A 22,230-nucleotide genomic window follows, 5' to 3' on the forward strand; every position below is an offset into this window, starting at 1 on the left:
CGAGTTCCTAAAAGGCGATTTAGTTGTGGGGCACCCCAACATTTGACAAAGAACCCAAAAAAAGCGCACCCTGCTCATGAAAGGGTACGCTTTTTAGAAATTTCGTCATTCAATGGCAAGAATCTTCTTGACTTCCTTTTCCATTTCGCCCGGTGCCACGAGATCACTTTCCCGCTCCGGCAGCCCGCGCAGTTCCTTGAGTCCCTGGGGGATATCGATCCGAGCCTTTTGGCTTAGTTCATCCATGGCCTCAAAAGCCGTCAGGACCTTCCCTTCATAGTCATCAGGATAAAGGGCCCGCAGGACCACGTCACTGAACTTAAAGGGGCTAGCCGTTGAAAGGACAATGCCGTAGGTCTCGTCGCTGGTCATGAGGCGATATTTCTGGAGAGCCTTATAGGCAACAGCCGAATGGGGATCAAGGACATAGCCATAGTTATTGAAGACATCACCGATTGTTTCCTGTGTCTCGATTTCATCGATCCAAGCTCCAAAGAAGTCACTGACAACGGCATCCTGAATATCGCGTCCAATGGAATAGGTGCCTTTTTCCTGGAGGGCCTCCATCCACTCGTTGATTTTCTCGGAGTTGTGCTCTGTCTTTTCATAAAGGAGCCGCTCCAAATTGCTGGAAACAAGGATATCCATGGACGGGGAAATGGTTCGATGAAACTCGCGGTTCCGGTCATAGGTTCCCGTATTGATGAAATCGGTCAGGACATTGTTGCTGTTTGACGCACAGACAAATTTTTTCACCGGCAGGCCCATGAGTTTGGCATAGTAGCCGGCAAGGATATCACCGAAGTTGCCCGTGGGAACAGAAAAGATGATTTCCGTACCATTTTGGATCCGGCCTTTTTCCACAGCATCGGCATAGGCGCTGAAGTAATAGACAATCTGCGGCACCAAACGGCCCCAGTTGATGGAATTTGCAGAAGAAAAAGCACAGCCTTGTTCCTTCAGCTCAGCTGCAAGCTCTGCTTTGCCAAAAAGCAGTTTGACCCCGGTCTGGGCATCATCAAAATTACCTTCCACCGCAACAGCATGGACATTGGCGCCCCGCTGCGTCGTCATCTGCAGACGCTGGGCATCGCTGACCCCACCCTGGGGATAAAAGACGATGACTTCTGTATCCGGCACATCACTGAATCCAGCCATGGCCGCTTTTCCCGTATCGCCGCTTGTTGCAACGAGAATCACGCTCTTTTTCTGTTCGCCCGTCTTGCGAACGGCTTTGGTGAGGAAATGAGGCAGGATCTGGAGTGCCATATCCTTGAAGGCACTCGTCGGGCCATGCCACAGTTCCAGGATATCTGTATCCTTTTTGAGGAGATGAAGCGGCGCTGCAAAACTGCCAAACTTTTCTTTGCTGTAAGCAGCTGAAACACATTCCCGAAGTTCCTCCTCCGAAAAATCCGTCAGGTACCGGGAAAGGATCTGTACGGCACGGTCGCCATAAGGTTTACCCTTCATGGCATCGATTTCGGCAAGGGCCACAGGCGGAAAATCCCGGGGCACAAAAAGGCCGCCGTCTTTGGCCAGCCCACTGGAAATAGCGTGGGCAGAGCTCACCATATCTGTTTTACCTCTTGTACTTACGTATAACATAGTCCCCTCCACTTCTGCTTTCGTATTCGTATCATAGCATAGTCAAATTCGATGCGCAAGCATTGTGTCTTGTAAGTAAAAGGCATGATCTCTTTTGCCGCTCCAAAAGATGCCCGTACCCTCTTGGGAACCCAATGATAATGAAAGCATCATCCCCGCCTTTTTACTTTTAACTAGGACTTTCCTTTGCTATAATGGGAAGGAACATGAAGGGAGACAGCGGGCATCCAAAAAAGCCCCCCGACCCATTGCGGCGGTCCCCCGAGAGGAGTTGACGCATTATGGAAATCAAGATTGCATGCGCACAGGTGGAAGTGCGTCCCGGGCGTCCCGAGATCAACCTGCGCAAGGCCCTCGAAACGATTGAAGAGGCCAAGCGTGCCGGCATCGATATTCTCATCTTTCCCGAACAGCTGATCCCAGGCTACCTCTTAGGTGACCTTTGGGAACAGCGTGCTTTTTTGAGAGACTGCCGCGATTACGGGGAGGACCTCATTGCAGCCACGCAGGATATCTGCGTGATCTTTGGCAATATCGCCCTTGATGAGACGGCTGTAAATGAAGATGGCCGGCCCCGCAAGTATAATGCCGCCTTCATTGCCCAAGATGGGGCCCTCAAAAAAGGCGGTCTGTCCCAGGCTTTTATCAGCAAAACGGCCCTGCCTGATTACCGGGAATTTGATGACAGCCGGTATTTCCACAGCCTGGCAAAACTCCTGCCCCACCTGCCGGGAAAAACTCTGGAAGACCTCATCCAGCCCGTATCCGTAACCATCAGGGGAGAAGAAGTGAAGCTCGGTGTCCTTATTTGCGAGGATGGCTGGACCGAGAACTATGATTTCAATGTTCCTCAGATTCTCACTCAAAATGGGGCGCAGCTTCTCATCAATATTTCCTGCTCGCCCTTTACCCTTCAGAAAAACCGTAAACGCGGGGAACTCTTTAAAAAACAAGCAAGGGACTGCGGCCTGCCGCTTCTTTACTGCAATAGCGTAGGCATCCAGAACAACGGGAAGAACATCTTCACCTTTGATGGCTGCAGCACGTTCTATACTAAAGAAGGAAATGTGCTTTGTGATGCGCCGTCCTTTGAAGAAGCCTTCCTTACAGGCAGCTTTGACACTGAAACAGGAGCCCTTTCCTCAGCCGGAACGGTCCATCCTATTCTGACGGAAATCGAAGAAATTTACCAATCCCTCTATTACGGGGCCTCAAAGTTCCTGGACCAGCTGGGCATCCGCAAGATGACGATCGGCCTTTCAGGCGGGATTGATTCAGCTGTAACAGCCGCTTTTTATGTGCACATCCTGGGCCCGGAAAATGTACTTCTCCTCAACTTGCCATCACGCTTTAATTCGAGCCTGACCAAGGGCCTTGCTCAAAAGATAGCAGAAGCCCTGGGTACCCACTATGCTGTGATTCCCATTGAAGAATCCGTGTCCCTCACGGAAAAGCAGTTTCAGTCCGCAAAAATCCATGATTATGGCACGGGAAAAGACGCATCCCTTTCCGTGTCGTCCTTTGCCCTTGAAAACATCCAGGCCCGTGACCGTGGGGCCCGTGTCATTGCCGGTATGGCCTCCCTTTGGGGCGGCGGCTTTTCCTGTAACTCCAATAAATCGGAAATGACCATTGGCTACGCCACTTTTTATGGAGACATTGCTGGCGTCATGGCCCTCATTGGCGACCTCTGGAAGCACCAGGTCTATGCCCTGGGCCGCTATCTCAATGAAAAAGTCTACCACAAAGCGGTCATTCCTGATGAAGTCTTTACGATCAAACCCAGTGCCGAACTTTCCCAGAAACAGACCGTCGGTACGGGCGGCGATCCCCTTCACTATCCCTATCACGATTATCTTTTCCGGGCCTTCGTCGAAAGCTGGGGAAAACAGGCACCGGAAGAGTTCCTTGCTTGGTATCTGGACCGCACCTTGGACGCACGCATCGGCTGTGAAGAAGGCCTTTCCCATAAGCTCTTTCCGGACGCTGCCTCCTTTATCAGCGACCTCGAACGGTGGTGGAACCTCTTTTGCGGCCTCTCCGTTGCCAAAAGGATCCAAGCCCCTCCCATCCTTTCCATTTCAAAGCGCGCCTATGGCTATGATCATAGGGAATCCCAACTTGGCCCCTATTATTCCCGCCACTATCTGGAAATGAAAGCAAAGGCCCTGTCATGATGGAAAGCCGCTTGAAAGCCTATCGCGGAGCCATGGTGGCAGCCCTCTACGCGGCCCTGACCTTGGGCCTTGCGCCCCTAAGCTACGGTGCAGTCCAGGTGCGGGTCTCAGAGTTCATGACGCTCCTTGCTTTTTATGATCAAGGCCTCATTCCAGGCCTTACTTTGGGCTGCCTCATTTCCAATGTGGGAAGTCCCTTTGGCCTCACAGACATGCTGATCGGTACTTTGGCCACCTTCCTGGGACTTTATTTCATGCGCTTTTGTAAATCCGCCTTTCTGGCAAGCCTGATGCCCGTTTTTTCCAACAGTCTTTTTATCGGGTTTGAACTCAACTACATGGCAGATCTGCCCCTTCTTCCTACCATGGGCTACATAGCCCTTGGGGAAATCATCAGCGTCACGATACTAGGGAACCTGCTCCTTCCCTTGTTCTTAAAAAATGAGACCGTGCGAAAAATCCTGGATCTAAAACACAAGAAGCCTTGAAGGTGATTCCTTCAAGGCTTCTTATTTTTTAGACAGGGCAGAAATGTTTTTCTCATGATCACTGCCTTTGGATGCTTTATGCGTTTAGGTCCTTTACAAAGTCCTCACCAAACTGTTCGCATGTTTCAAGCCCTTTTTCATCAGGCATCCACAGCATCTTAAGGCCTTCATTCACGACCGTGAACCCAGCTCCTATAAGGAGCTCCGAAATCTGTTTCACAGAATCGCCGCTCCAACCGTAACTGCCGAAGGCAGCCGCTTTCTTATTTTTGAACTTTAGGCCTCGGATCATTTCCATTATGCTTCCGATGGAAGAAAGGAAGCCATAATTGATTGTTGGCGAACCAACAAGAATGGCCTTTGATTTGAAGACCTCCGTCACGATATCATTCTTATCATCCACGGCTGTATTGAAGAGTTTGACCACAACCGCCGGATCGGCCTTCTTGATTCCTTCCGCAATCTTTTCTGCCATGCGCCGCGTCGCGTTCCACATCGTATCATAAAGGATGGTCACTTGATTTTCCTGATAAGCCTGGGCCCATTTCTGGTACGCTTTCACGATGGATAGCGGATCTTTCCGCCAAATCACACCGTGACTTGGACAAATCATGGAAACAGGAACCTTCATGGCAAGGATCTCGTCAATCTTTCTTGTCACCATGGGACTGTAGAGATTGAGGATGTTGGCGTAGTACTTCATGGCCTCGCCATAGAGGGCAGCCTGATCGGCTTGATCATTAAAAAGATCTTCACTTGCAAAATGCTGGCCAAAGCCATCATTGGAAAAGAGGATATGCTCGCCTGTCAGATAAGTGAACATGGTATCAGGCCAATGCAGCATGGGGGCTTCAATGAAGATGAGCTGATGGGTCCCCAGATCCAAGGTATCCCCCGTTTTTACATTGACAAAATTCCAGTCCTTATGATAAAGACCGCGCAGGATGGCTTCTCCCTTCTTCGTGCAGTAAATCGGCGTATGGGGGATTTCCTCCATCAGGGCCGGCAGGGCACCGCTGTGATCGTTTTCATTATGATTCATGACAATATAGTCAATCTGATGAAGATCAATTTCCTTCTTTAGATTTTCAACAAACTCATCATCATAAGGTTTCCAAACCGTATCCATGAGCACTGTTTTTTTGTCCCTGATGAGATAGGCATTATAACTGGAACCTTTTTCCGTCGAATACTCATGACCATGGAATTCATTCAGTTCCCAGTCAACCTTCCCCACCCAAGTTACCATATCTGTAATTTTCTTAGCCATAATACACACTCCTTTATGATGCTGCGGATGGCTGCCTGCGGCCTTCATCATCGTAACAAGAAGGAACCTCCGCTTGATGGATTCAGTATAATTCCCACATACAAAAAGGACTGTTGTTAAAACAACAAATGCATAAAAAAACAAGGAGTCCTGAAGGATGCATCTCCAAGACTCCTAGGTTTGAGGGAAAGGAAGGGTTTGCCCTATGGGGCGTCCGCTTGAACCTTATATCGGATAAATCCATTATAAGGACCGCTCCCTTTACTGTCAACTTTATATGTATATAGGTTAACATATAGATAAAACAACTTCCCTGTCCTTTTTTTAAGAAAAGGACAGGGAAGCTGTTACCATTCAGTGCACCTGCGTAAAGTCCGATGGATCAGAAGCAGTCGCAGTTAACCATGAAGAAGGATCTAGGATGAGCGCAGACCGGGCAAACCTGAGGAGCTTCTTCGGCTTCTACGATATGACCGCAGTTGGAGCAGATCCAAACGGTCTTTTCGCTGCGTTTGAACATGGTGCCGTCTTCTACCTTTTGGAGGAGGGCCTTATAGCGTTCTTCATGATGCTTTTCAATGGCACCGACAGCGCGGAATTTGAAGGCTAATTCAGGGAAACCTTCTTTTTCTGCCGTTTCAGCAAATTCCTTATACATATCGGTCCATTCATAGTTTTCACCAGCGGCAGCATCCTTGAGGTTGGTTACCGTATCAGGAATGGAACCGCCATGAAGGGCCTTGAACCAGATCTTGGCATGTTCTTTTTCGTTCTTGGAGGTTTCCAGGAAGTTGGCAGCGACCTTTTCGTAGCCTTCTTTCTTAGCTACACTTGCATAATACCCATACTTATTGTAGGCCTGGGATTCACCAGCAAAAGCAGCCTGAAGATTTTTTTCCGTTTGCGTACCTTTTAATTCTTTCATGATTATCTCTCCTTATACAGTATTTTTTATTACCCTCTCTCGGTAACATCTAGAGTATACCACATATTCTAAATAATAGCAACACCTTTTTAAGAATTATTTTTAAAAAGGAATATAATCATGATGAATGCCGGTTCCAGCGCCATCAGCGCCTTCATCAGACCTTAAGATTTAGGAGATAGAAAAAGGCGAATCGGCAGATTGGAAGACCCAGGCGGAGAAAAATAGAAGGTCGCCTCCCCGTTTTCCGGGATGGTTCCAAGAACCATGGTCTCACCGTCATGGGACCAGCCAAAAGCCAGCCCATGCCCAGGGAGCTTCATTTCCTTTTTATCCTCACCATTCATGGAAAGAAGGCCTGCGCCGGCATAAGGTCCGCCATAAGGATTGAAGCGCAGGACCGTATCCCGCTTCCCTTTGGTCGGAAGGATGACATCATACATGACCCCATAATTGCCGTAATTGACAACTTCCTTACCTGTCGTCGCATCGGTTCCGCGCACATAGGGATTGAGGACATCATCGGCAAGTTTGATGCCCCAGGTCTCCATTTTATTGGATGGGTACGCCTCTTGAAGCCGAACATGGACATCGGACACAGGGAAGGTCCCGCGCAGGACATGACTCCCTTCATCGGGAGGCAGGATGCCATATGCGTCAAGGGCAAGACCTAGGTCAGTCTTTACAGGAATCATCATGACCGAGACCTCTACAGGCCGCTCCGACTCCAGATTGACGATGCCCGTCACCAGTTCTTGGGGACGGATGATGGTCGGCTTTTGAAGCCCCAGCAAATCACTCATCCGGCTTATCCTCAGGGGATTAGTTTCCTTTTGCTTGCCATAATAGCGAATCTGGGCCTCTTTGCCTGCTTCCAGCCAGTCACGGTTAGGATCTGAAATCCCATTTCTTCCCAGCTGCACGAGGGCTGGACGAATTCCGGTCTGGCGCAGGACAATGGCAAGCCGCTTGCTGCTGTCCGTATCATTGACGTGATGGAAAAAAAGACGGAACTTGCCTTTGACCGTATCGCGGTACATGACACCGCATTTTTGAACCATTTCCGGACTATCCGAAAAAAGAAGTTTGGGGCCATCTTCGTGGATGATTACCTTTGCCTCCGTATAGCGGGGAACCCCGTCATCCCAGCGTGCATCAGCTGCCTTTCCGGTCCCGGACCAGAAGGAAAAACAGGTTAAGCCCGCAAGGAGGGTTTCCAGGAATCTCTTTGCTTTCATGCGTATCTTTTCTCTTCCTTTCTATTGTGTCGTAACTTTCATTTTACCATACAAATGTGCCTTTATTGCAAATTTTTACGATTTTTGGTGGTTCTTTTACTTTTTTCATATCAGGGAGGAATTTTTCCAAATTATCAGAATAATGGGTTATAATAAACTTGTACGGGTTCATGCCGTTTATAAAATTTTCAATAAGGAGTGCTTATGATGAACGTCAATGTGGTTAAGCTTGATCCCAGCGGCAATATCACGCTTTTCGTGCTGTCCCCTATTTCCGTAGATGATCGAAGGGAACTCAATGATGCTTTGCTTTCAGCAGATCCTGACGCAGAACAGGCAGGCTGCCTTTCAGGAAGCGGACGCTCCGTCCACGTTGAAATGATGGGCGGTGAATTCTGCGGCAATGCCTCTCGCTCCGCGGCCGCCTACTGGGCCCACACCCATGATGAAGAAGGCGTCTTTGAAGTAACCTGTTCCGGCGCAAAGGCTCCCATGGAAGCCCGCGTCAAAAAGCTTGGCAGCACTCCGCCCACCTATGACGCGGAAATTGACCTGCCGCTGCCCCTGTCCGTAACGGAAGAAGCGATGATGGTCGGAGAAAAAGAAGTCTCCCTTACCCATGTCGTTCTTCCTGGTATCGAGCACTATGTCTATTTTACAGAAGAACTTGATGCCCTGACTCCCATGGACTACTGGCTTGCCCTTAAAAACAAAGTGAGTTCAAGGCCACTTCCCGATGCATATGGGCTTATCCTTGTAGAGGAAAAATCGGCCCGCATGATTCCTGCTGTATTTGTGACCGCAACCGGTACCCTCTACTGGGAGCGCAGCTGCGGAAGCGGCAGTGCGGCAGCGGCGGCAGCCCTTGGCCGGCGTTATCAAAAATCGCTTGCCCTCACCCTCAAGGAACCGGGCGGCCCCATTTCTATCAAGGCAACCGTGAAAGACGGAACCCTGACGGGCGTCACCATCGGCGGGCCGGTCCGTATTGATGCATCCTATGCATTTACTTTCTGACGGCAGCACGCCAAAACAGGAAAATCCGTTGACAAAATGATGCTTCAATGCTAGAATAACTTCGTTGCACCAAACCCGTGCCGAAGTGGCGGAATTGGCAGACGCACTTGACTCAAAATCAAGCGCCCTCAAAGCGTGCCGGTTCGAGTCCGGCCTTCGGCACCAATTAAAAAAGCAAGACCATCGCGCCGCGATGGTCTTTTTTTGTGTCTAGGCATGGCGCAATTTTATAAAGTGAACGTCCTGCCACAGGAAGTTACCGCCAAGTACAGCAACCCACAAACGGGAATGAGCGGGGCTAAAAGGGAAAAAGCGCTATGGCAAAAACGAGGGATCCCATTTCTAGTTAACTCGCCGCAAAGGCCCAGAGTGTCTTATTCATCTCATTTTCGTTCTTAGCCTCTTTATGATTTTGATGAGAGATCACTTGATTCCAGGGGAGACCTTCCTTTATTTTGATAAGCAGTATCTGTCAACACGCTCTTAACAATAAGGGGCTTCCCGTTATTTTGCCTAGATGATGTATCCCTATCGAGAAAGATGTTACGCTTAGTCCCTAGGTTCACGGTTTGCCTTCATTTTTCTTTAAATCGTTCCTTTTCAGGGTTCATTTCCTATGCTATAACTGAAAATGATTACAGGACCCCCTCCTTACGGGCCCATCCCAAAACACAGCAAAAAGGAGACGATTTCATGCATCTGCGGGCCGCCGTCATCAATGATCTTTCTGGACTGGGTCGCTGTTCCCTTTCGGCAGACATCGCCGTTCTTGCCGCCATGGGCATAGAAGCCTGCCCCCTGCCCACCGCCGTACTTACGGCCCAAACGGGTTATGAAGGCTATCGCTCCGTTTCCTTTGCGTCCCACATGGAAGCCTATCGGTGCCACTGGCATGCTCTCGGAATCAAATTTGCCGGGATTCTCTCAGGCTATCTTGTGTCCCCCGAAGCAGCCCGCCAGACAGCGGAATTTGTTGACACGTTCCACCATCCCGGTGTGACCTATCTCTGCGATCCAGTCCTAGGGGATCAAGGTCGCGTCTATGATGGCTTTACGGATGCTTCCATCAAATCCATGCGAGGCCTTGCGGAAAAAGCCGATATTCTCACGCCGAACCTAACAGAGTTCTGCCTTCTTACAGGAACAGAAATGGATGCCATGATGAAAGAAGAAGCAACAGACAAAGACGCCCTCTTTGCCGCCCTGACTCAAAAAGCAGCCGCTTTTTCCCAGGCAGATCTTGTCATTACAGGCATTCCCATAAAGAATAAAAAAAGTGGCAGGGACATCTGTAACCTTATCATCTCCAAAGGCCGCATCTATCCCGTAACGTTCCCCCATCTAGGCGGCTCCTATTCAGGAACGGGCGATCTTTTTGCGGCCGTACTCCTTGCGGCACGCCTGCACAAAGAGGGCCTCGTCCCCAGTGTCAATAAAGCAGGCCAGTTCATTGCAAAGGGCATCACGGCTGCACAAAAAGAACATACACCCGGTAACGCCGGCATCGATTACGAGCCTTTTCTCCCTCTCTTACGTTCCTCAAAGGAGGATGATCATGATTCAGCATATGCGTGAAACGCGGCTCCGGCTCCTTACCCTGACTGGAATCTTTGCCGCCCTTATTTGTCTTTTTACGGCCTATATCTGCCACATCCCCGTTGGGCCAAACGGCGGCTATCTCCATTTTGGCGATACCTTCATCTATGTGGCCGCGTCCCTCCTGCCCCAGCCCTATGCCCTTCTTGCCGGTGCCATTGGCGGCGGCCTGGCGGACCTATTGACAGCTCCCATGTGGGCACCGGCAACGATCATCATCAAAATGCTCATCACCCTGCCTTTTACGTCAAAGGCCCCAACGCTTCTTTGCCGCCGCAACAAGATTGCCCCTTTCCTTTCGTGGATCATTTCCACCATAGGCTATTATCTGGCAGAAGGACTCATTTTTGGCAGCAAAACCGCTCTTTTGACGTCCATCATAGGAAGCGCATTTCAATCTGGCGGCAGTCTCATCTTTTATGGGTTCATCGTAAGCGTCCTTGATAAAAGCGGCGTCAAGGCAAAAGGATTTCTTCCTTTGGAAAGGAGTGCGACCCATCATGGCTCAAATTCTCTACACGTATAAGGGCGGTGTCTACGTCAACCTCACGAACAAGTGCAACTGCCGCTGTACCTTCTGTATCCGCTTCCAGCACGACGGCATTGGTGACGCACCCACCTTGTGGCACAAAGTAAACCCGACCTGGAACCAGGTCAAAAAAGCCATTGATACCTTTGATTTCACTGGTTTTCAGGAACTCGTTTTTTGTGGCTACGGGGAACCGACCTGTGCTCTTGCTCTCTTGGAACAAACGGCTCGTTATGTACGCCGCCTCCATCCAGGGCTCAGCCTTCGTCTCAATACGAACGGCCTTGGCAGCGTAGAAAACAGCCGCGACATCGTACCAGAACTGGCAGGGCTGCTTGATTCCGTTTCCATCAGCCTCAATGCACCGGACGAAAAGGTATATAACCGTGTAACAAAGCCCACTCTCACCGGTGCCTATGAGGCCATGCTGGATTTTGCCAAAGCGTGCAAAAAGCGCATTCCTGACACGCGCATGACCGTCGTCGATGTCCTTTCGCCCGAAGCGATTGAAAAAAGCCGCAAGGTCGCGGCCTCCTGCGGTATCAAGCTCCGCATCCGCAAGTCTAGCTAACAGGAACGGTCTTGAAGGATCGGTCTTTCAGCTAAAACAAAATGTCCCCTTTGAGCCTCATCGGCACAAAGGGGACATTTTTATTTCAGTCAAATTTACGGTCGTAAAGGTCGCTCTTTGTGAGGAATTCTTCTACCGTTTCAAAACCGAGCTGCTTTAAGAGTTCGATGACATAGGGATTTTCGGCCGGTGTTTTGTACGTTGATTCATCGCTGTAGGCCATAACATTCAGTTTCCCCTGTTCCTTGGGGACAAGGGCCTTTGGTCCGCCGACGCAGCCGCCGCGGCAGCCCATTCCCTCAAAGAAGTTGCCTTCCCGGTTGCCTTTCAGGATTGAATCGATCATGGCCTTGCAGTCAGGCACGCTGTCAGCCCGGCGCACCTTAACTTCAATCTTGCGGTTCGGGTCAAGGCGTTTTACCGTTGCAGCAACGGCCTCTGCCACGCCGCCTGCATAGGCATAGCGAATGCCCGCTCTAGACGCGTGTGGTACGTTGTCTTCTTCCAAGTGCTCAAGGTCAATATCAGTCGTCGTAAACAGGTCCCGCAGTTCCTCATAGGTGAGGACATAATCAATGGCTCCTTTAAGATCCGGTTCCTTGATTTCGGCTTTTTTGGCCATGCAGGGCCCGATAAAGACCGTCTTGGCATTGGGGTGCAGCACCTTGACCGTACGGCCGCCTGCAATCATAGGAGAAACGGAACCCGGCACATTGGGCATCAGTTCATGATAAAGACGGCGAATCATGGCAATCCACATGGGACAGCAGCAGCTCGTAAGCTGGAAGTCCCCTTCTTTATTGACATTCTTATTAAATTCCAACGCTTCCTTGAGCGTCAGGATATCGGCAAAGACAGCCACTTCGAGCATCCCTGAAAAGCCCATCATCTTTAAGGCCGTGCGCAGACGGCCGGCCGTGACCTTAGAACCAAACTGACCGGAAAAAGCCGGTGCTACGAGGGCGTAAATCGGCGTTTCCGCTTTCTTGAGTTCTTCCACAACGGGAATGATATCCTTCTTGGTCTTTAAGGCATCCAGTTTGCACGCGTCAACGCAGGCCTGACAGCCCACGCATTTATCGTTGTCAATGGAAATACCGTCCTTGCCTGGATGCAGGGCATCCCAGCGGCAGACTTGGGCGCAGCTGCCCTGTTCCTCTTCAGAGCAAGTGCAGTCCTTGGCGCGCCAAACAAGACTCGTTTCTTCCGGATGGGCCAGGCATTCAATCATCTTCGGATCGGCGTCCTTGATGTCCGTGACGTCCTTTCCTTCCACAGCACGAGCGAGCATTTTTTTGTACAGTTCATCCAGTGTAAGCATATTGACTCCCCTCTAAAATACGGCATGCTGCCATTTTTGTGGAGCAGTGCATCCACACTCCACGGCTTCACTTTGTATTATATACAATTTAGACAATCTTTGTCGACCATCCTTCAATATTCCAGACCTCGTCGATCCAGTCTTCATAAAAATCTGGTTCGTGGGAAACAAGGATCAAGGTTCCCTGATATTCCTTGAGGGCACGCTTTAGTTCTTCCTTGGCTTCCACATCGAGGTGGTTTGTCGGTTCGTCGAGAACAAGGAGATTGACCGGGCGCTGCATAATCTTGGAGAGACGTACTTTGGCCGCTTCACCGCCCGAAAGGGCCGTCATTTTTGTCGTAATATGATCATTGGTAAGGCCGCAGGCGGCAAGGGCAGCACGGACTTCAGCATTGGCCATGCCCGGGTATTCCTGCCAAAGCTCCTCAAGGGCCGTGTTCTGGTTGCCCTTTGCGCTTTCCTGTTCAAAATAGCCGACAGAAACAAATTCACCGCGTTCCACGGTTCCCGCAATGGGCGGAACCTGGCCGAGGAGGGTCTTTAACAGGGTCGATTTCCCCAGGCCGTTCGTCCCACGGATGGCAATCTTTGCGCCCCGCTCAATCTTAAGGTCCACCTGTTTTGTCAGGGGTTCGTGATAACCTAGGACAAGGTTTGTGCCTACAAGGACAAAACGGGAAGGCGCCCGGTCTTCCTTGAACTGGAAATGGGGTTTAGGCTTTTCAGCACGTTTTGTGAGCACTTCCATCTTGGCCAGTTTCTTCATCCGGCTATTGGCCATCCCCCGCGTCGCGACACGGGCCTTATTGCGGGCAATGAAATCCTGTTCTTTTTTGATTTCTGCCTGCTGCCGCTCATAAGCTGCATCTAACTGGCGCCGTTTGATGGCCACCATTTCCTCAAACTTTTCATAGTTTGCCGTGTAGCGTGTGAGCCCCAGGTTATCGACATGCCAAATGACATTTGTTACCGCATTAAGGAAGGGCACATCGTGGGAAATGACGATGAAGGCATTCTCATAATTTTGGAGATAGCGCGTGAGCCACTCAATATGTCCCGTATCCAGGTAATTGGTCGGTTCATCCAGAAGCAGGATATCAGGATGTTGAAGGAGGAGCTTTGTAAGAAGCACCTTTGTGCGCTGACCGCCCGAAAGCTCATCGACTTTATGCTCAAGGCCAAGATCACGCAGTCCAAGACCTGCCGCAACTTCCTCAATCTTTGTATCCAGATTGTAGTAATCAGCCGCCTCCAGCCGTTCCTGGATTTCGGCTGTATCCGCCATGAGGCGTTCCAGCTCGTCCGGTGAGGCCGATTCCATCTGATCATAAGCGGCAAGCATTTCCTTTTCCTCATCGACAAGATCCTGAAAAGCCGTGCGCAGCGTTTCTCGAATCGTCTTTCCCGCCTCAAGGGCCGCGTGCTGGTCCATATATCCAACCTTTGTACGCCGTGCCCAGGTGATTTTACCATCATCAGGGGACAATTTTCCCGTAATGATTGACATAAACGTCGACTTGCCCTCACCATTGGCACCGACAAGGGCCACGTGTTCACCCTTTTCAAGACGGAAGGAAACATCCTCAAAAATCTCCCGACCGCCATAGCTGTGGGACAAATGGGCTACATCAAGTATACTCATGGGTCTCTCCTTTTTGGTCTCATAGCAAAGTAGTCCCGCCTATTTTACCAAAAAAGGCGGAAGAAAGCAAAAGGAAAGGAGGTGAGGCTGCCGTGGCTAAGGCGCTTCCGCTTGGCAAAGGCCGCGGCTGTCAAGCGACAGAGGGGAAGGCGGAACGGTTTTCGCTGTTTTTAAGGCAAAAGACCTGATGGGAAAAGACTTGAAGGAACAAGGCCGTAAAGTAGGTTTTAGCAAGTAAGCCCTAAACCGAACCTCGATACAGATTCCGTTTAGGGCTCTTAGATTGGATTGGATTGGATTGCATCAGAAAGCGGTTCTTTTGAAACAAAGGCATCACAAAGTTTTGAACCGACCTGCCTTCATATTTTTCCTTAAAAACTTGATGCACATCAATCCGCCTTTACTAAGGCAGGGCAGCAAAAGCCGGAAACATCCTGCAAAAGGACGCTTTGGAAGCGATAAGGGAAGTCCAAGAACCCTGTTTGAGGGCAAATCTATTCGGTCCCCACCCTTCAAAGGCGCAGCAGTGTGGAGGCAGCTTTGTGTTTACCCCCTCGCCTTTTCCAATCTTTTTCTGATTTCCTCCAAGCGGTCTTCCCCTACACCCAGAACTTTTTGAAAGGGTGCATCAACGGGGATAAGGGCAAGTTCATCAGGATGAAGGTCCTTTACGACGCGTTCCAAAAAGGCCACACTTTTTTCGTCGTCGTTATAGCCTTTTACGATGGTCACTTCAAAGATAAAGCGGCCGTGATACTGCGCCCGGAAGGCTTTCAGATTGGCTGTATACTGCTCCAAGGTATAACCGGAAAGAGGCCGCTGACTTTTTTGAAAACCGGCATCCGTGGCGTTCTTGAGCTCGCCGATAACGGCCTCACAGCGATTGGCAAGGGCCTGGTACTCAGGCCGGTGCAAAAGGTAGCCATTTGAAAGAAGGCGCACAGCAGCCCCTTTTTGATGAATGAAGTCAATGATACGAGGCAGTGCCTGATGGACCAAGCTCTCCCCATGACCGTTCAGGAAGACTTCATCGATCCGCTCTTCATCCATGCGGCGCCCCAAATCATCAAGCGCTTTTGTCACATCGCCCAAATCCTGGATCTCGTCCGTCTGATGCCGGCCTTCTTTCCGGTCAATGGGACAATAAATGCAATTAAAGGTACAGTACGTTTCGGGAAGGATATTGACTTCAAGGACCCTTCTCTCCGCTTCTTCATAGGGCGCTTTGTAAATAAATTTGTCCATGATCGTTTCCTCCTCAACCAAAGTAACAAGGAGCAAATCAGCGCATTTTTGCACCGAGTCAATAAATAAAAAGAGTACATCCCCCTGCTCCTACAAGGCCTACTGGAACAAGGCGACATACCCGGCGGTACAAGAGTATACGTTTGTCTGAGCCTACTATACCTATCTTGCATCCGTCTGTCAAGTCCAACCTGATCCATTTCTCCTTTCCCGTGCTATAATGGAGGCAGAATCATTTACAAGGGAGACGATGTGCATGCTAAACAAGAAAACCGCAAAACTCATCAACGAACAGGTCACACTGGAATTTTACTCTGCCTACCTCTACCTTGACTTTGCCAATTTTTACACGGATCAGGGCCTTGATGGCTTTGCCCACTGGTTTGAAATTCAGGCCCAGGAAGAGCGCGATCATGCCATGCTCATGAGAACGTACCTGCAAAACAACAATGTCCATGTCGAATTTGGCACCATCCAAAAACCGGAAGGAAAATATAAGGATCTCATGAGTCCGCTCACGGCAGCCCTTGAGCATGAACAATTCATCACAAAATCCATCAATAAGATTTATGGAGCTGCCCATGAAGAAGACGATTATCGGACCATGCAGTTCTTTAACTGGTTCGTCAAGGAACAAGGGGAAGAAGAAAAGAATGTCGAGGATATCATTAAAAAGATGAAACTTTTCGGCAGCGACCCCAAGAGCCTCTACGCTCTGAATCAGGAACTTCTGGGCCGCGTCTACGCGGCTCCGACCTTGGTCCTCTAAATAGGAAAATGGCCAATCGGGGATAAAAATTCCCGGATTGGCCATTTTTTTATGGAGGAAAGCCTTACTTGTCCCTTCCTTTTTCCCGTTTGATATAGCGGTACACTGTCGGTTCGGATAAATGCAGCTGGCGGGCGATCTCGACGACGGCTCCCTTCATCTGGTGGATACCGGCATTCATGAGATTGCGGATAACCGTTCCTTTTTCTTCCCTCGTCATCCGTTCTGGCGGCACCCCCACTGCCCTCATTTCACTTGTTACCATGCGGGGCAGGATATCCCCGACGGGCGTATCCATGGATTCAGCCGTATCATCAAGGGCCCCCTCGAGATTATAGGCTTTCTTTAATTTCTGCAGGACAAGGTCAAGATCTGTTATGACATCCATATTGCGGTTGATGCACAAAAGCCCGATGACCTTTCCTTCATGCTTGATAAAAAACGTGGATGAAACAAAATTCTTGTTCTTGCTGCGTCCGTTATAGTTTGCCATATAGTCCCGCTTCACATAGGCCTTTTCTTCCATGATCTTGATAGCAAGGTCCGTAAAAGGACTGCCAACCTTGCGGCCAGTGTGAAACCCGTTTGCAATGGCAATCACGGAATGTTTGGGTTGAGAAATATCGTGGAGCAGGATTTCACAGCTTTCGCCCAAGAGTTCTGCCAAAAAGGGCACCAGCGCCTTATAGGGTTCGAGAAGCGGATTATATTTCATGATTCCATCTCCCTAGAGGTTGAAAGTACCGAACTGCAATGGAAATGGAATGACTAGTACTTTCCTTCGTATTCTACGAGTATTATTGTATCTTCCATGATGTCATAAGTCAATTCGTGAATCTTTGCCGAAAAAGAAAATCATTTCCTGCCTTTGTGCGAAAAGGATACAAAAAGAGGTCCTCTGGCACAAGCGCCCAAAAGGACCTCCTTACGTCTTACTTTCCCATTTGCGAGGAGGGCATCATCTTAGGCTTCGCCCTCAGTTTCAAAAGCGACTTCTTTTAAAGGAACCAGCTTATTGCCGGCAATCTTATTGACCAGGATGGCAATGGCACCGTCACCCGTTACGTTGCAGGCTGTTCCAAAGCTATCCTGCGCCAGGTACAGGGCAATCATGAGGGCCTGCTGGTCAGCCGTAAAGCCCATCATGCTCTGCAGGATACCAAGGGCGGCCATGACAGCACCGCCAGGAACGCCTGGGGCGGCCACCATGGTGACACCCAGCATGAGGATGAAACCAAACATGTTGCTGAACTCGATGGGTTTGCCGTTAAGCAGCATAACGGCCATGGTGCAGCTCGTCAGGGTAATGGTGCTGCCTGACAGATGGATGGTGGCACAAAGGGGAATCACGAAATCTGCAATGCCTGCAGCAACCCCATTCTTTTTTGTAGAGGCCAGGGTAACAGGAATCGTAGCGGCTGAGGACTGGGTTCCAATTGCCGTCATATAGGCTGGAAGCATACCTTTGAGCAGTTTGATGGGATTGCCGCCTGCTGCCGAACCAGCAAGGGTATACTGAACCACAAGGATGACAATATGCAGGCAGATGATGACGAGGAAGACCTTGGCAAAGACGCTCATGATGGCGGCCACCTGCCCGGCGTGGGTCATATTCGCAAAGATCCCGCAGATGTGAAGCGGCAAAAGCGGAATGATGATGCTGGCAATGAGTTTTTCAATGATGCGCTGGAATTCGTGGGACCCCTTTCGCAGCAAGTCATCCTGGCAGACGGCAATGCCAATACCAAGGATAAACGCAATGAGAAGGGCACTCATGACCCCCATCAGGGGAGGCATATCAATGGTAAAAAACGGATGGAGCAGCCCCTTTTCGGGGTTAGCCAGATCGCGGGCCATATCAGGAGAAATGATATGGGAAAGAAGGGCATGATTCGTGAAAAAGGCCAGGCAGCCAGCAATAACGGTGGAGCAGTAGGCAATGAGGGTGGTCACGCCAAGGAGCTTACCGGCTGACTTACCCAAATCGGCAATCCCGGGGATAATGAAACCAACGATGATCAGGGGAATCGTAAAGCCTAGGAAATTACCAAAGATAGAGTTGAATGTTGCCAAAATTCTGACTATACTAGGTAAATTAAGATTTCCGATCACAATACCTAAAATAATTCCGAGAATCAGGCGTGGCAGTAAGCCGAGTTTCTTCATATGAAATGCCTCCCTTGTGTTGTTGGACGTTGTCCGCTTTTTACTCTCGTATAAGAATAGTACCATATCGCCCAAGGAAGTGCAAGCTTATTTCTCTTTTTGAAATGATTTATTGCATAATGAAAAGAAAATTCGTGATATTTTATAAATAGTGGCAACATGGTCGATTCAAAAAAGGCAAAAAACGAAAGAAGAAAGAAAAAAGGGTAAAACTTTTCCCTAATTAAGAGATAGACAGTAGGATATGGGAAGGCTAATTTTTTGAAAAATAGAGGAAAGAACTGCATGATTGAAAGGCATGCATGCCTAAGTACGGTCCTCTCCCTTTCTTGGAAAAAGGTGCTGGTTTTATTACTGCCATGAGCCTTCAGACATAAGGCGCCTTTCCTAGGACGGCGAAGGACCCCCGCACAATATCCTCGCCCCCTTTTCTTTCATATTCATCTCTCTTATAATAGATTTGGAAAGAAGGTGCCTTTATGAAACCCATGGTTTTACTTTGTATACTCACGTTTATGGGAATTTCCCTCACAGCGTCCCCCGTACAGGCAAAGAAGCCGGCCGCTAAGGTTCAGCAGGCCACAAAAAATCAGCAGCAAGCCTCCCTTTTGATGGACCGCGTGCAGATTCACGCCTTAAATACCGCCATATCCCAAAAGATGGGCGGCCTCATCACAGCTGAAACGGCCCCCATAACGGCAGAAAAGCTTAACAGCGAGCTCAGCCGCTATCAGATGGGGCGCGCCTTATACCATGATGGCCGTCTCATGACGGACAAAGAAAAGAAGGAACTTGTCAGCCGTGCCTACGGACGCATTCCTTCTGTCAATCCCTTACGCTACGGGGTCACTGTAAAACGGGTGGATCTTAAAAGTTTCCCGACGGGGATGCGTGCCTTTTCGGCGCCTACGGACCGTGACTTTGACGTTTTTCAGGAAACAGCTGTCGATCCAGCCGTACCGGTCCTGATTTATCACGAAGATGCGACGGGGCAGTTCCTTTTTGTCCGCGCCTATTTTTACCGCGGCTGGGTGTCAAAAGAAAGTGTGGCCGAAACAGACCGCGCCACATGGCTGACGTATGCCGCGCCCAAGGAAAAAGCCGTTGTCACAAATAGGGTCCTTACCTTAGGGAAAGGAAAAGACGCAGCCCTTTACCAAATGGGAAGCTCCCTTCCCCTTGAAAAGGGCCGTCTCCTCCTTCCCAGGCGGAATCAGGCAGGCCGCCTTGTCATCCAAAAAGAAAAAGCGCGTTTTGATGACTCCCTGCATAAGGGGCCCCTCCCCTACACGGAAGAAAATCTGCTTATCCTTGCCCGGCGTCATCTCGGTGCGCCCTATGGCTGGGGCGGCAGGAAAAACAGCGTCGATTGCTCGGCCCTCACCCAGGACGTCTATCGGTCCTTTGGAATCGAGCTGCCGCGAAACAGCGGAGAACAAGCCCGCACAACACCGGGCGTTTCCTTTCAAGGGCTCTCACGAAAAGCACGTCTATCGCTGTTAAAGACGTTGCCTGTTGGAAGTCTCCTCTATATGCCCGGCCATATCATGATCTACAGCGGGGAAAAAGACGGAGTCCCCATGGTAATCCACGCCTTGGGATCCAAGGGGGTCAGGGAAAAGGGCGCCGTTCGAAAAGTACCCGTCATGAAAGTCGTTGAAACACCGGTGGACATCCTGGGAAGCAGCGGCGTGACCCTCCTCATGAGGGTTACGAAGGGGATCGTTATCAGGTAGGAGGATGTCAAGCTGTCACGAGCCTACGATTCTCGCCGTCTTGCAGCCAAGGCCGCGGCTGTCAAGCAAAAGCTGGGAAAGAGGCTGTGATGCTAACAAACCGAAGGGGAAAAGACGGAGGCAAAAGACCGTAAGAAAAAAGACGACAAGCAAAAGACCCGACGCAATCGGTACGATGCAGCCTGCATCGTACCTAAGAAATAAAATAACGCAAGACAAATAGCCCAGCAATGCAGCTTCAATTGCTGGGCTATTTCTTTTCCCAAAGATGCCGCAGTTCCAGCGGCAAAAAATAAAAAAGGACAGTGCCGAAGCACTGTCCTTTTATCCGCTCTAAAGGGATCAGAACGTAACAACGAGCTGAGACCAGAGGGTCCGAGCATGTTTATCAGTTTCTTTACCTTTAAGGTCGTAATAATCAACGGAAGCAATCATGTTCTTAGCAAGGGTGACGTTACCGCCAACTTTGTAACCCTTGAAACCTTCACCTGGGAAGGAATCATAGAGACCATCCATAGTATGGCTAATAACAGTCGGAGCGCCCTGATCATAATAGTTAGCATAAAGACCCCAAGAACCAGGATCGGAAGCCTTTGCGCCAGCCCAGCCCATCTTTACGACATAACCATCATCATCGTAACCGGAAGCATCTTTACCATCACTGTCTTTCGCGCCCTTAAGAGCATCGTCATCGCCAGCAAGGTACATGCCGCCCAAATAGAACTTACCGGTATGATAGGTTGCACCGACAGTCCAAATCTGGTCATCATCCTGCATACCCATTGCAATTACATCATCAGCTTTGATGAAATCGGCTGCAAGATCCCAGTTACCCCATGTACCACCAAGTTCTGCCATCCAGAACTTATCAGCAGGAGAATCGCTATCACCTTTGTAGCTAACCCAATTATTTTTATCACTATTCCAATATTTAGTATCGGTATAACCATTACCAGCCATTTTACCATATTCTGCAGTAAGGTAAGCTTCACCAAAAGGAACAGTAGCTTTCACTGCATCAACGCGGTTATCATAAATATTACCATCAGCAATGAAATCATTATAACGGCCAGCAGTGATATTCACAACACCGATGTTACCGGTGAGGTAAGCTCTCTGGAAATCAGTGCTGTCATCGCCAGATTCATTCTGACCTTCAAAGAACTGTTGATTACGAAGCATGGCAACATAATGCCAGTTGTCGTTCACTTCGCCCGTAAAGAAGATATCCGTACGAAGTCTTGCCATGTCACTGTCATGATCTTTTACAGCCCCACCACTGTTTTCAGAGTAAGACAACTTTACCTTACCAGTAATCTTGACGTTGTCAGCGTTCTTTTCGAGTTTTGCTACGCGGACACCGAGGTTATCGAGTTCGTCAGCAAATTCGCCAACCAGTTTGTCATCAGCACCGATAGCGCCTTTAGCAAGGGCTTTGGCAACGATCTGAGCCATTTCATAACGGGTCATGGTGCGGTCGCCTTTGTAGGTGCCATCAGGATAGCCATCAACGATACCAGCAGCAGCCAGTTTAGCGACAGCTGCATAGGCCCAGTGGCCAGCAGGAACGTCAGAGAAGGGGTTAGCAGCAAAAGCGGTAGCACTTACGCCGAGGGCCATTGCCATTGCAAAAACCAAGCTCTTTTTCATGTGTGTTTCCTCCTTAGGAAATAGACTTGCCTTTCCCAGGAAAACGGTCCGCCTCTTGATGGGTGTCCTATACGTGCGAGTGACCTTGTTTCCTCTACGCTGGATCCATATCGCCAGGTTTTCTTTTTTCCTTGGTCAGGCCAATTTGATTGCAGACGAGTTTCTGCTCCTATAGGTTACCATAGATTAAAGGTATTGTAAATCTTTATTTTGAAAACCTTGTGATCCCGAATTGCAATAATAAGTTGAACACCCGGCGAACCTTTATGCAGTAAGTGC

General features: G+C 49.6%; 18 protein-coding genes and 1 tRNA gene. 9 read left to right on the plus strand and 10 right to left on the minus strand.

All coding sequences use genetic code 11. The features are described from left to right. Window positions 1-105 precede the first annotated feature (105 nt). Window positions 106-1,608, minus strand: coding sequence for a threonine synthase (thrC, locus tag QZQ08_RS07200; RefSeq protein ID WP_296330065.1), 1,503 nt, complete (start codon window positions 1,606-1,608; stop codon window positions 106-108). 281 nt (window positions 1,609-1,889) lie between these two features. Between thrC and nadE the strand changes: the two genes are divergently transcribed. Together nadE and QZQ08_RS07210 are read left to right on the plus strand one after the other, a co-directional pair. Next, on the plus strand, window positions 1,890-3,785 hold the full coding sequence (nadE, locus tag QZQ08_RS07205; protein WP_296330069.1) for an NAD(+) synthase: 1,896 nt from the start codon (window positions 1,890-1,892) through the stop codon (window positions 3,783-3,785). Next, window positions 3,782-4,273 carry a QueT transporter family protein gene (locus tag QZQ08_RS07210; RefSeq protein ID WP_296330072.1) on the plus strand — a complete coding sequence of 164 codons (492 nt, stop codon included), beginning with the start codon at window positions 3,782-3,784 and terminating at the stop codon, window positions 4,271-4,273. The genes nadE and QZQ08_RS07210 overlap by 4 nt, the downstream gene beginning before the upstream one ends. A gap of 76 nt (window positions 4,274-4,349) precedes the next feature. On the opposite strand, the gene QZQ08_RS07215 is transcribed toward QZQ08_RS07210, so the two are convergent. The 3 genes from QZQ08_RS07215 to QZQ08_RS07225 form a co-directional block, all read right to left on the minus strand. After that, window positions 4,350-5,543, minus strand: coding sequence for an anaerobic nitric oxide reductase flavorubredoxin (locus tag QZQ08_RS07215; RefSeq protein WP_296330074.1), 1,194 nt, complete (start codon window positions 5,541-5,543; stop codon window positions 4,350-4,352). 382 nt (window positions 5,544-5,925) lie between these two features. Next, window positions 5,926-6,468 carry a rubrerythrin gene (gene rbr, locus QZQ08_RS07220; protein ID WP_296330076.1) on the minus strand — a complete coding sequence of 181 codons (543 nt, stop codon included), beginning with the start codon at window positions 6,466-6,468 and terminating at the stop codon, window positions 5,926-5,928. A 164-nt stretch (window positions 6,469-6,632) separates the two neighbouring features. Next, window positions 6,633-7,706 (minus strand): copper amine oxidase, encoded by a 1,074-nt coding sequence (locus QZQ08_RS07225; RefSeq protein ID WP_296330079.1) that lies wholly within the window; start codon window positions 7,704-7,706, stop codon window positions 6,633-6,635. A 204-nt stretch (window positions 7,707-7,910) separates the two neighbouring features. Between QZQ08_RS07225 and QZQ08_RS07230 the strand changes: the two genes are divergently transcribed. The 5 genes from QZQ08_RS07230 to QZQ08_RS07250 all read left to right on the plus strand — a co-directional run bounded on the left by QZQ08_RS07230 (window position 7,911) and on the right by QZQ08_RS07250 (window position 11,419). Continuing rightward, on the plus strand, window positions 7,911-8,723 hold the full coding sequence (locus tag QZQ08_RS07230; RefSeq protein WP_296330082.1) for a hypothetical protein: 813 nt from the start codon (window positions 7,911-7,913) through the stop codon (window positions 8,721-8,723). Between the two features lie 79 nt (window positions 8,724-8,802). Continuing rightward, window positions 8,803-8,888 (plus strand) — tRNA-Leu (locus QZQ08_RS07235). Window positions 8,889-9,416: 528 nt separating this feature from the next. After that, window positions 9,417-10,298 carry a bifunctional hydroxymethylpyrimidine kinase/phosphomethylpyrimidine kinase gene (locus QZQ08_RS07240; protein ID WP_296330085.1) on the plus strand — a complete coding sequence of 294 codons (882 nt, stop codon included), beginning with the start codon at window positions 9,417-9,419 and terminating at the stop codon, window positions 10,296-10,298. Then, window positions 10,279-10,845: a TIGR04002 family protein gene (locus QZQ08_RS07245; protein WP_296330088.1), complete on the plus strand. Its 567-nt coding sequence runs from the start codon at window positions 10,279-10,281 to the stop codon at window positions 10,843-10,845. Before QZQ08_RS07240 ends, QZQ08_RS07245 begins: the two co-directional genes overlap by 20 nt. Next, window positions 10,820-11,419 carry a TatD family nuclease-associated radical SAM protein gene (locus QZQ08_RS07250; RefSeq protein ID WP_296330091.1) on the plus strand — a complete coding sequence of 200 codons (600 nt, stop codon included), beginning with the start codon at window positions 10,820-10,822 and terminating at the stop codon, window positions 11,417-11,419. Before QZQ08_RS07245 ends, QZQ08_RS07250 begins: the two co-directional genes overlap by 26 nt. Window positions 11,420-11,504: 85 nt before the next feature. On the opposite strand, the gene QZQ08_RS07255 is transcribed toward QZQ08_RS07250, so the two are convergent. The 3 genes from QZQ08_RS07255 to QZQ08_RS07265 form a co-directional block, all read right to left on the minus strand. Next, window positions 11,505-12,740, minus strand: coding sequence for a [Fe-Fe] hydrogenase large subunit C-terminal domain-containing protein (locus QZQ08_RS07255; protein WP_296330094.1), 1,236 nt, complete (start codon window positions 12,738-12,740; stop codon window positions 11,505-11,507). An 88-nt stretch (window positions 12,741-12,828) separates the two neighbouring features. Further along, window positions 12,829-14,385 carry an ABC-F family ATP-binding cassette domain-containing protein gene (locus tag QZQ08_RS07260; RefSeq protein ID WP_296330097.1) on the minus strand — a complete coding sequence of 519 codons (1,557 nt, stop codon included), beginning with the start codon at window positions 14,383-14,385 and terminating at the stop codon, window positions 12,829-12,831. A 546-nt stretch (window positions 14,386-14,931) separates the two neighbouring features. Then, window positions 14,932-15,630, minus strand: a complete 699-nt coding sequence (locus tag QZQ08_RS07265) for a radical SAM protein (protein ID WP_296330099.1) — start codon at window positions 15,628-15,630, stop codon at window positions 14,932-14,934. A 256-nt stretch (window positions 15,631-15,886) separates the two neighbouring features. Here QZQ08_RS07265 and QZQ08_RS07270 point away from each other — a divergent pair, with 256 nt between their 5' ends. Continuing rightward, window positions 15,887-16,399, plus strand: coding sequence for a ferritin (locus QZQ08_RS07270; protein ID WP_296330100.1), 513 nt, complete (start codon window positions 15,887-15,889; stop codon window positions 16,397-16,399). A 64-nt stretch (window positions 16,400-16,463) separates the two neighbouring features. Here QZQ08_RS07270 and QZQ08_RS07275 read toward each other — a convergent pair whose 3' ends face one another. Continuing rightward, the gene (locus QZQ08_RS07275; protein ID WP_296330103.1) at window positions 16,464-17,114 is read right to left on the minus strand and encodes a transcriptional regulator; all 651 of its coding nucleotides are present in this window, start codon (window positions 17,112-17,114) and stop codon (window positions 16,464-16,466) included. Window positions 17,115-17,362: 248 nt separating this feature from the next. Continuing rightward, window positions 17,363-18,565, minus strand: a complete 1,203-nt coding sequence (locus QZQ08_RS07280; RefSeq protein ID WP_296330106.1) for a dicarboxylate/amino acid:cation symporter — start codon at window positions 18,563-18,565, stop codon at window positions 17,363-17,365. A gap of 515 nt (window positions 18,566-19,080) precedes the next feature. Between QZQ08_RS07280 and QZQ08_RS07285 the strand changes: the two genes are divergently transcribed. After that, window positions 19,081-20,301: an SH3 domain-containing protein gene (locus QZQ08_RS07285; protein ID WP_296330109.1), complete on the plus strand. Its 1,221-nt coding sequence runs from the start codon at window positions 19,081-19,083 to the stop codon at window positions 20,299-20,301. Between the two features lie 342 nt (window positions 20,302-20,643). Here the strand turns inward: QZQ08_RS07285 and QZQ08_RS07290 are convergent, their stop codons facing one another. Continuing rightward, complete coding sequence (locus tag QZQ08_RS07290) at window positions 20,644-21,951, minus strand: S-layer homology domain-containing protein (protein WP_296330112.1); 1,308 nt, start codon at window positions 21,949-21,951, stop codon at window positions 20,644-20,646. Window positions 21,952-22,230: the final 279 nt, after the last annotated feature.

Source organism: uncultured Acidaminococcus sp. (assembly GCA_900538365.1).
GTDB lineage: Bacteria > Bacillota > Negativicutes > Acidaminococcales > Acidaminococcaceae > Acidaminococcus.

Bases quoted from the DNA above. Each gene is read 5' to 3' on its own strand.
- thrC (WP_296330065.1), bottom strand. From the start codon at position 1,608: ATGTTATACGTAAGTACAAGAGGTAAAACAGATATGGTGAGCTCTGCC.
- nadE (WP_296330069.1), top strand. From the start codon at position 1,890: ATGGAAATCAAGATTGCATGCGCACAGGTGGAAGTGCGTCCCGGGCGT.
- QZQ08_RS07210 (WP_296330072.1), top strand. From the start codon at position 3,782: ATGATGGAAAGCCGCTTGAAAGCCTATCGCGGAGCCATGGTGGCAGCC.
- QZQ08_RS07215 (WP_296330074.1), bottom strand. From the start codon at position 5,543: ATGGCTAAGAAAATTACAGATATGGTAACTTGGGTGGGGAAGGTTGAC.
- rbr (WP_296330076.1), bottom strand. From the start codon at position 6,468: ATGAAAGAATTAAAAGGTACGCAAACGGAAAAAAATCTTCAGGCTGCT.
- QZQ08_RS07225 (WP_296330079.1), bottom strand. From the start codon at position 7,706: ATGAAAGCAAAGAGATTCCTGGAAACCCTCCTTGCGGGCTTAACCTGT.
- QZQ08_RS07230 (WP_296330082.1), top strand. From the start codon at position 7,911: ATGATGAACGTCAATGTGGTTAAGCTTGATCCCAGCGGCAATATCACG.
- QZQ08_RS07240 (WP_296330085.1), top strand. From the start codon at position 9,417: ATGCATCTGCGGGCCGCCGTCATCAATGATCTTTCTGGACTGGGTCGC.
- QZQ08_RS07245 (WP_296330088.1), top strand. From the start codon at position 10,279: ATGATTCAGCATATGCGTGAAACGCGGCTCCGGCTCCTTACCCTGACT.
- QZQ08_RS07250 (WP_296330091.1), top strand. From the start codon at position 10,820: ATGGCTCAAATTCTCTACACGTATAAGGGCGGTGTCTACGTCAACCTC.
- QZQ08_RS07255 (WP_296330094.1), bottom strand. From the start codon at position 12,740: ATGCTTACACTGGATGAACTGTACAAAAAAATGCTCGCTCGTGCTGTG.
- QZQ08_RS07260 (WP_296330097.1), bottom strand. From the start codon at position 14,385: ATGAGTATACTTGATGTAGCCCATTTGTCCCACAGCTATGGCGGTCGG.
- QZQ08_RS07265 (WP_296330099.1), bottom strand. From the start codon at position 15,630: ATGGACAAATTTATTTACAAAGCGCCCTATGAAGAAGCGGAGAGAAGG.
- QZQ08_RS07270 (WP_296330100.1), top strand. From the start codon at position 15,887: ATGCTAAACAAGAAAACCGCAAAACTCATCAACGAACAGGTCACACTG.
- QZQ08_RS07275 (WP_296330103.1), bottom strand. From the start codon at position 17,114: ATGAAATATAATCCGCTTCTCGAACCCTATAAGGCGCTGGTGCCCTTT.
- QZQ08_RS07280 (WP_296330106.1), bottom strand. From the start codon at position 18,565: ATGAAGAAACTCGGCTTACTGCCACGCCTGATTCTCGGAATTATTTTA.
- QZQ08_RS07285 (WP_296330109.1), top strand. From the start codon at position 19,081: ATGGGAATTTCCCTCACAGCGTCCCCCGTACAGGCAAAGAAGCCGGCC.
- QZQ08_RS07290 (WP_296330112.1), bottom strand. From the start codon at position 21,951: ATGAAAAAGAGCTTGGTTTTTGCAATGGCAATGGCCCTCGGCGTAAGT.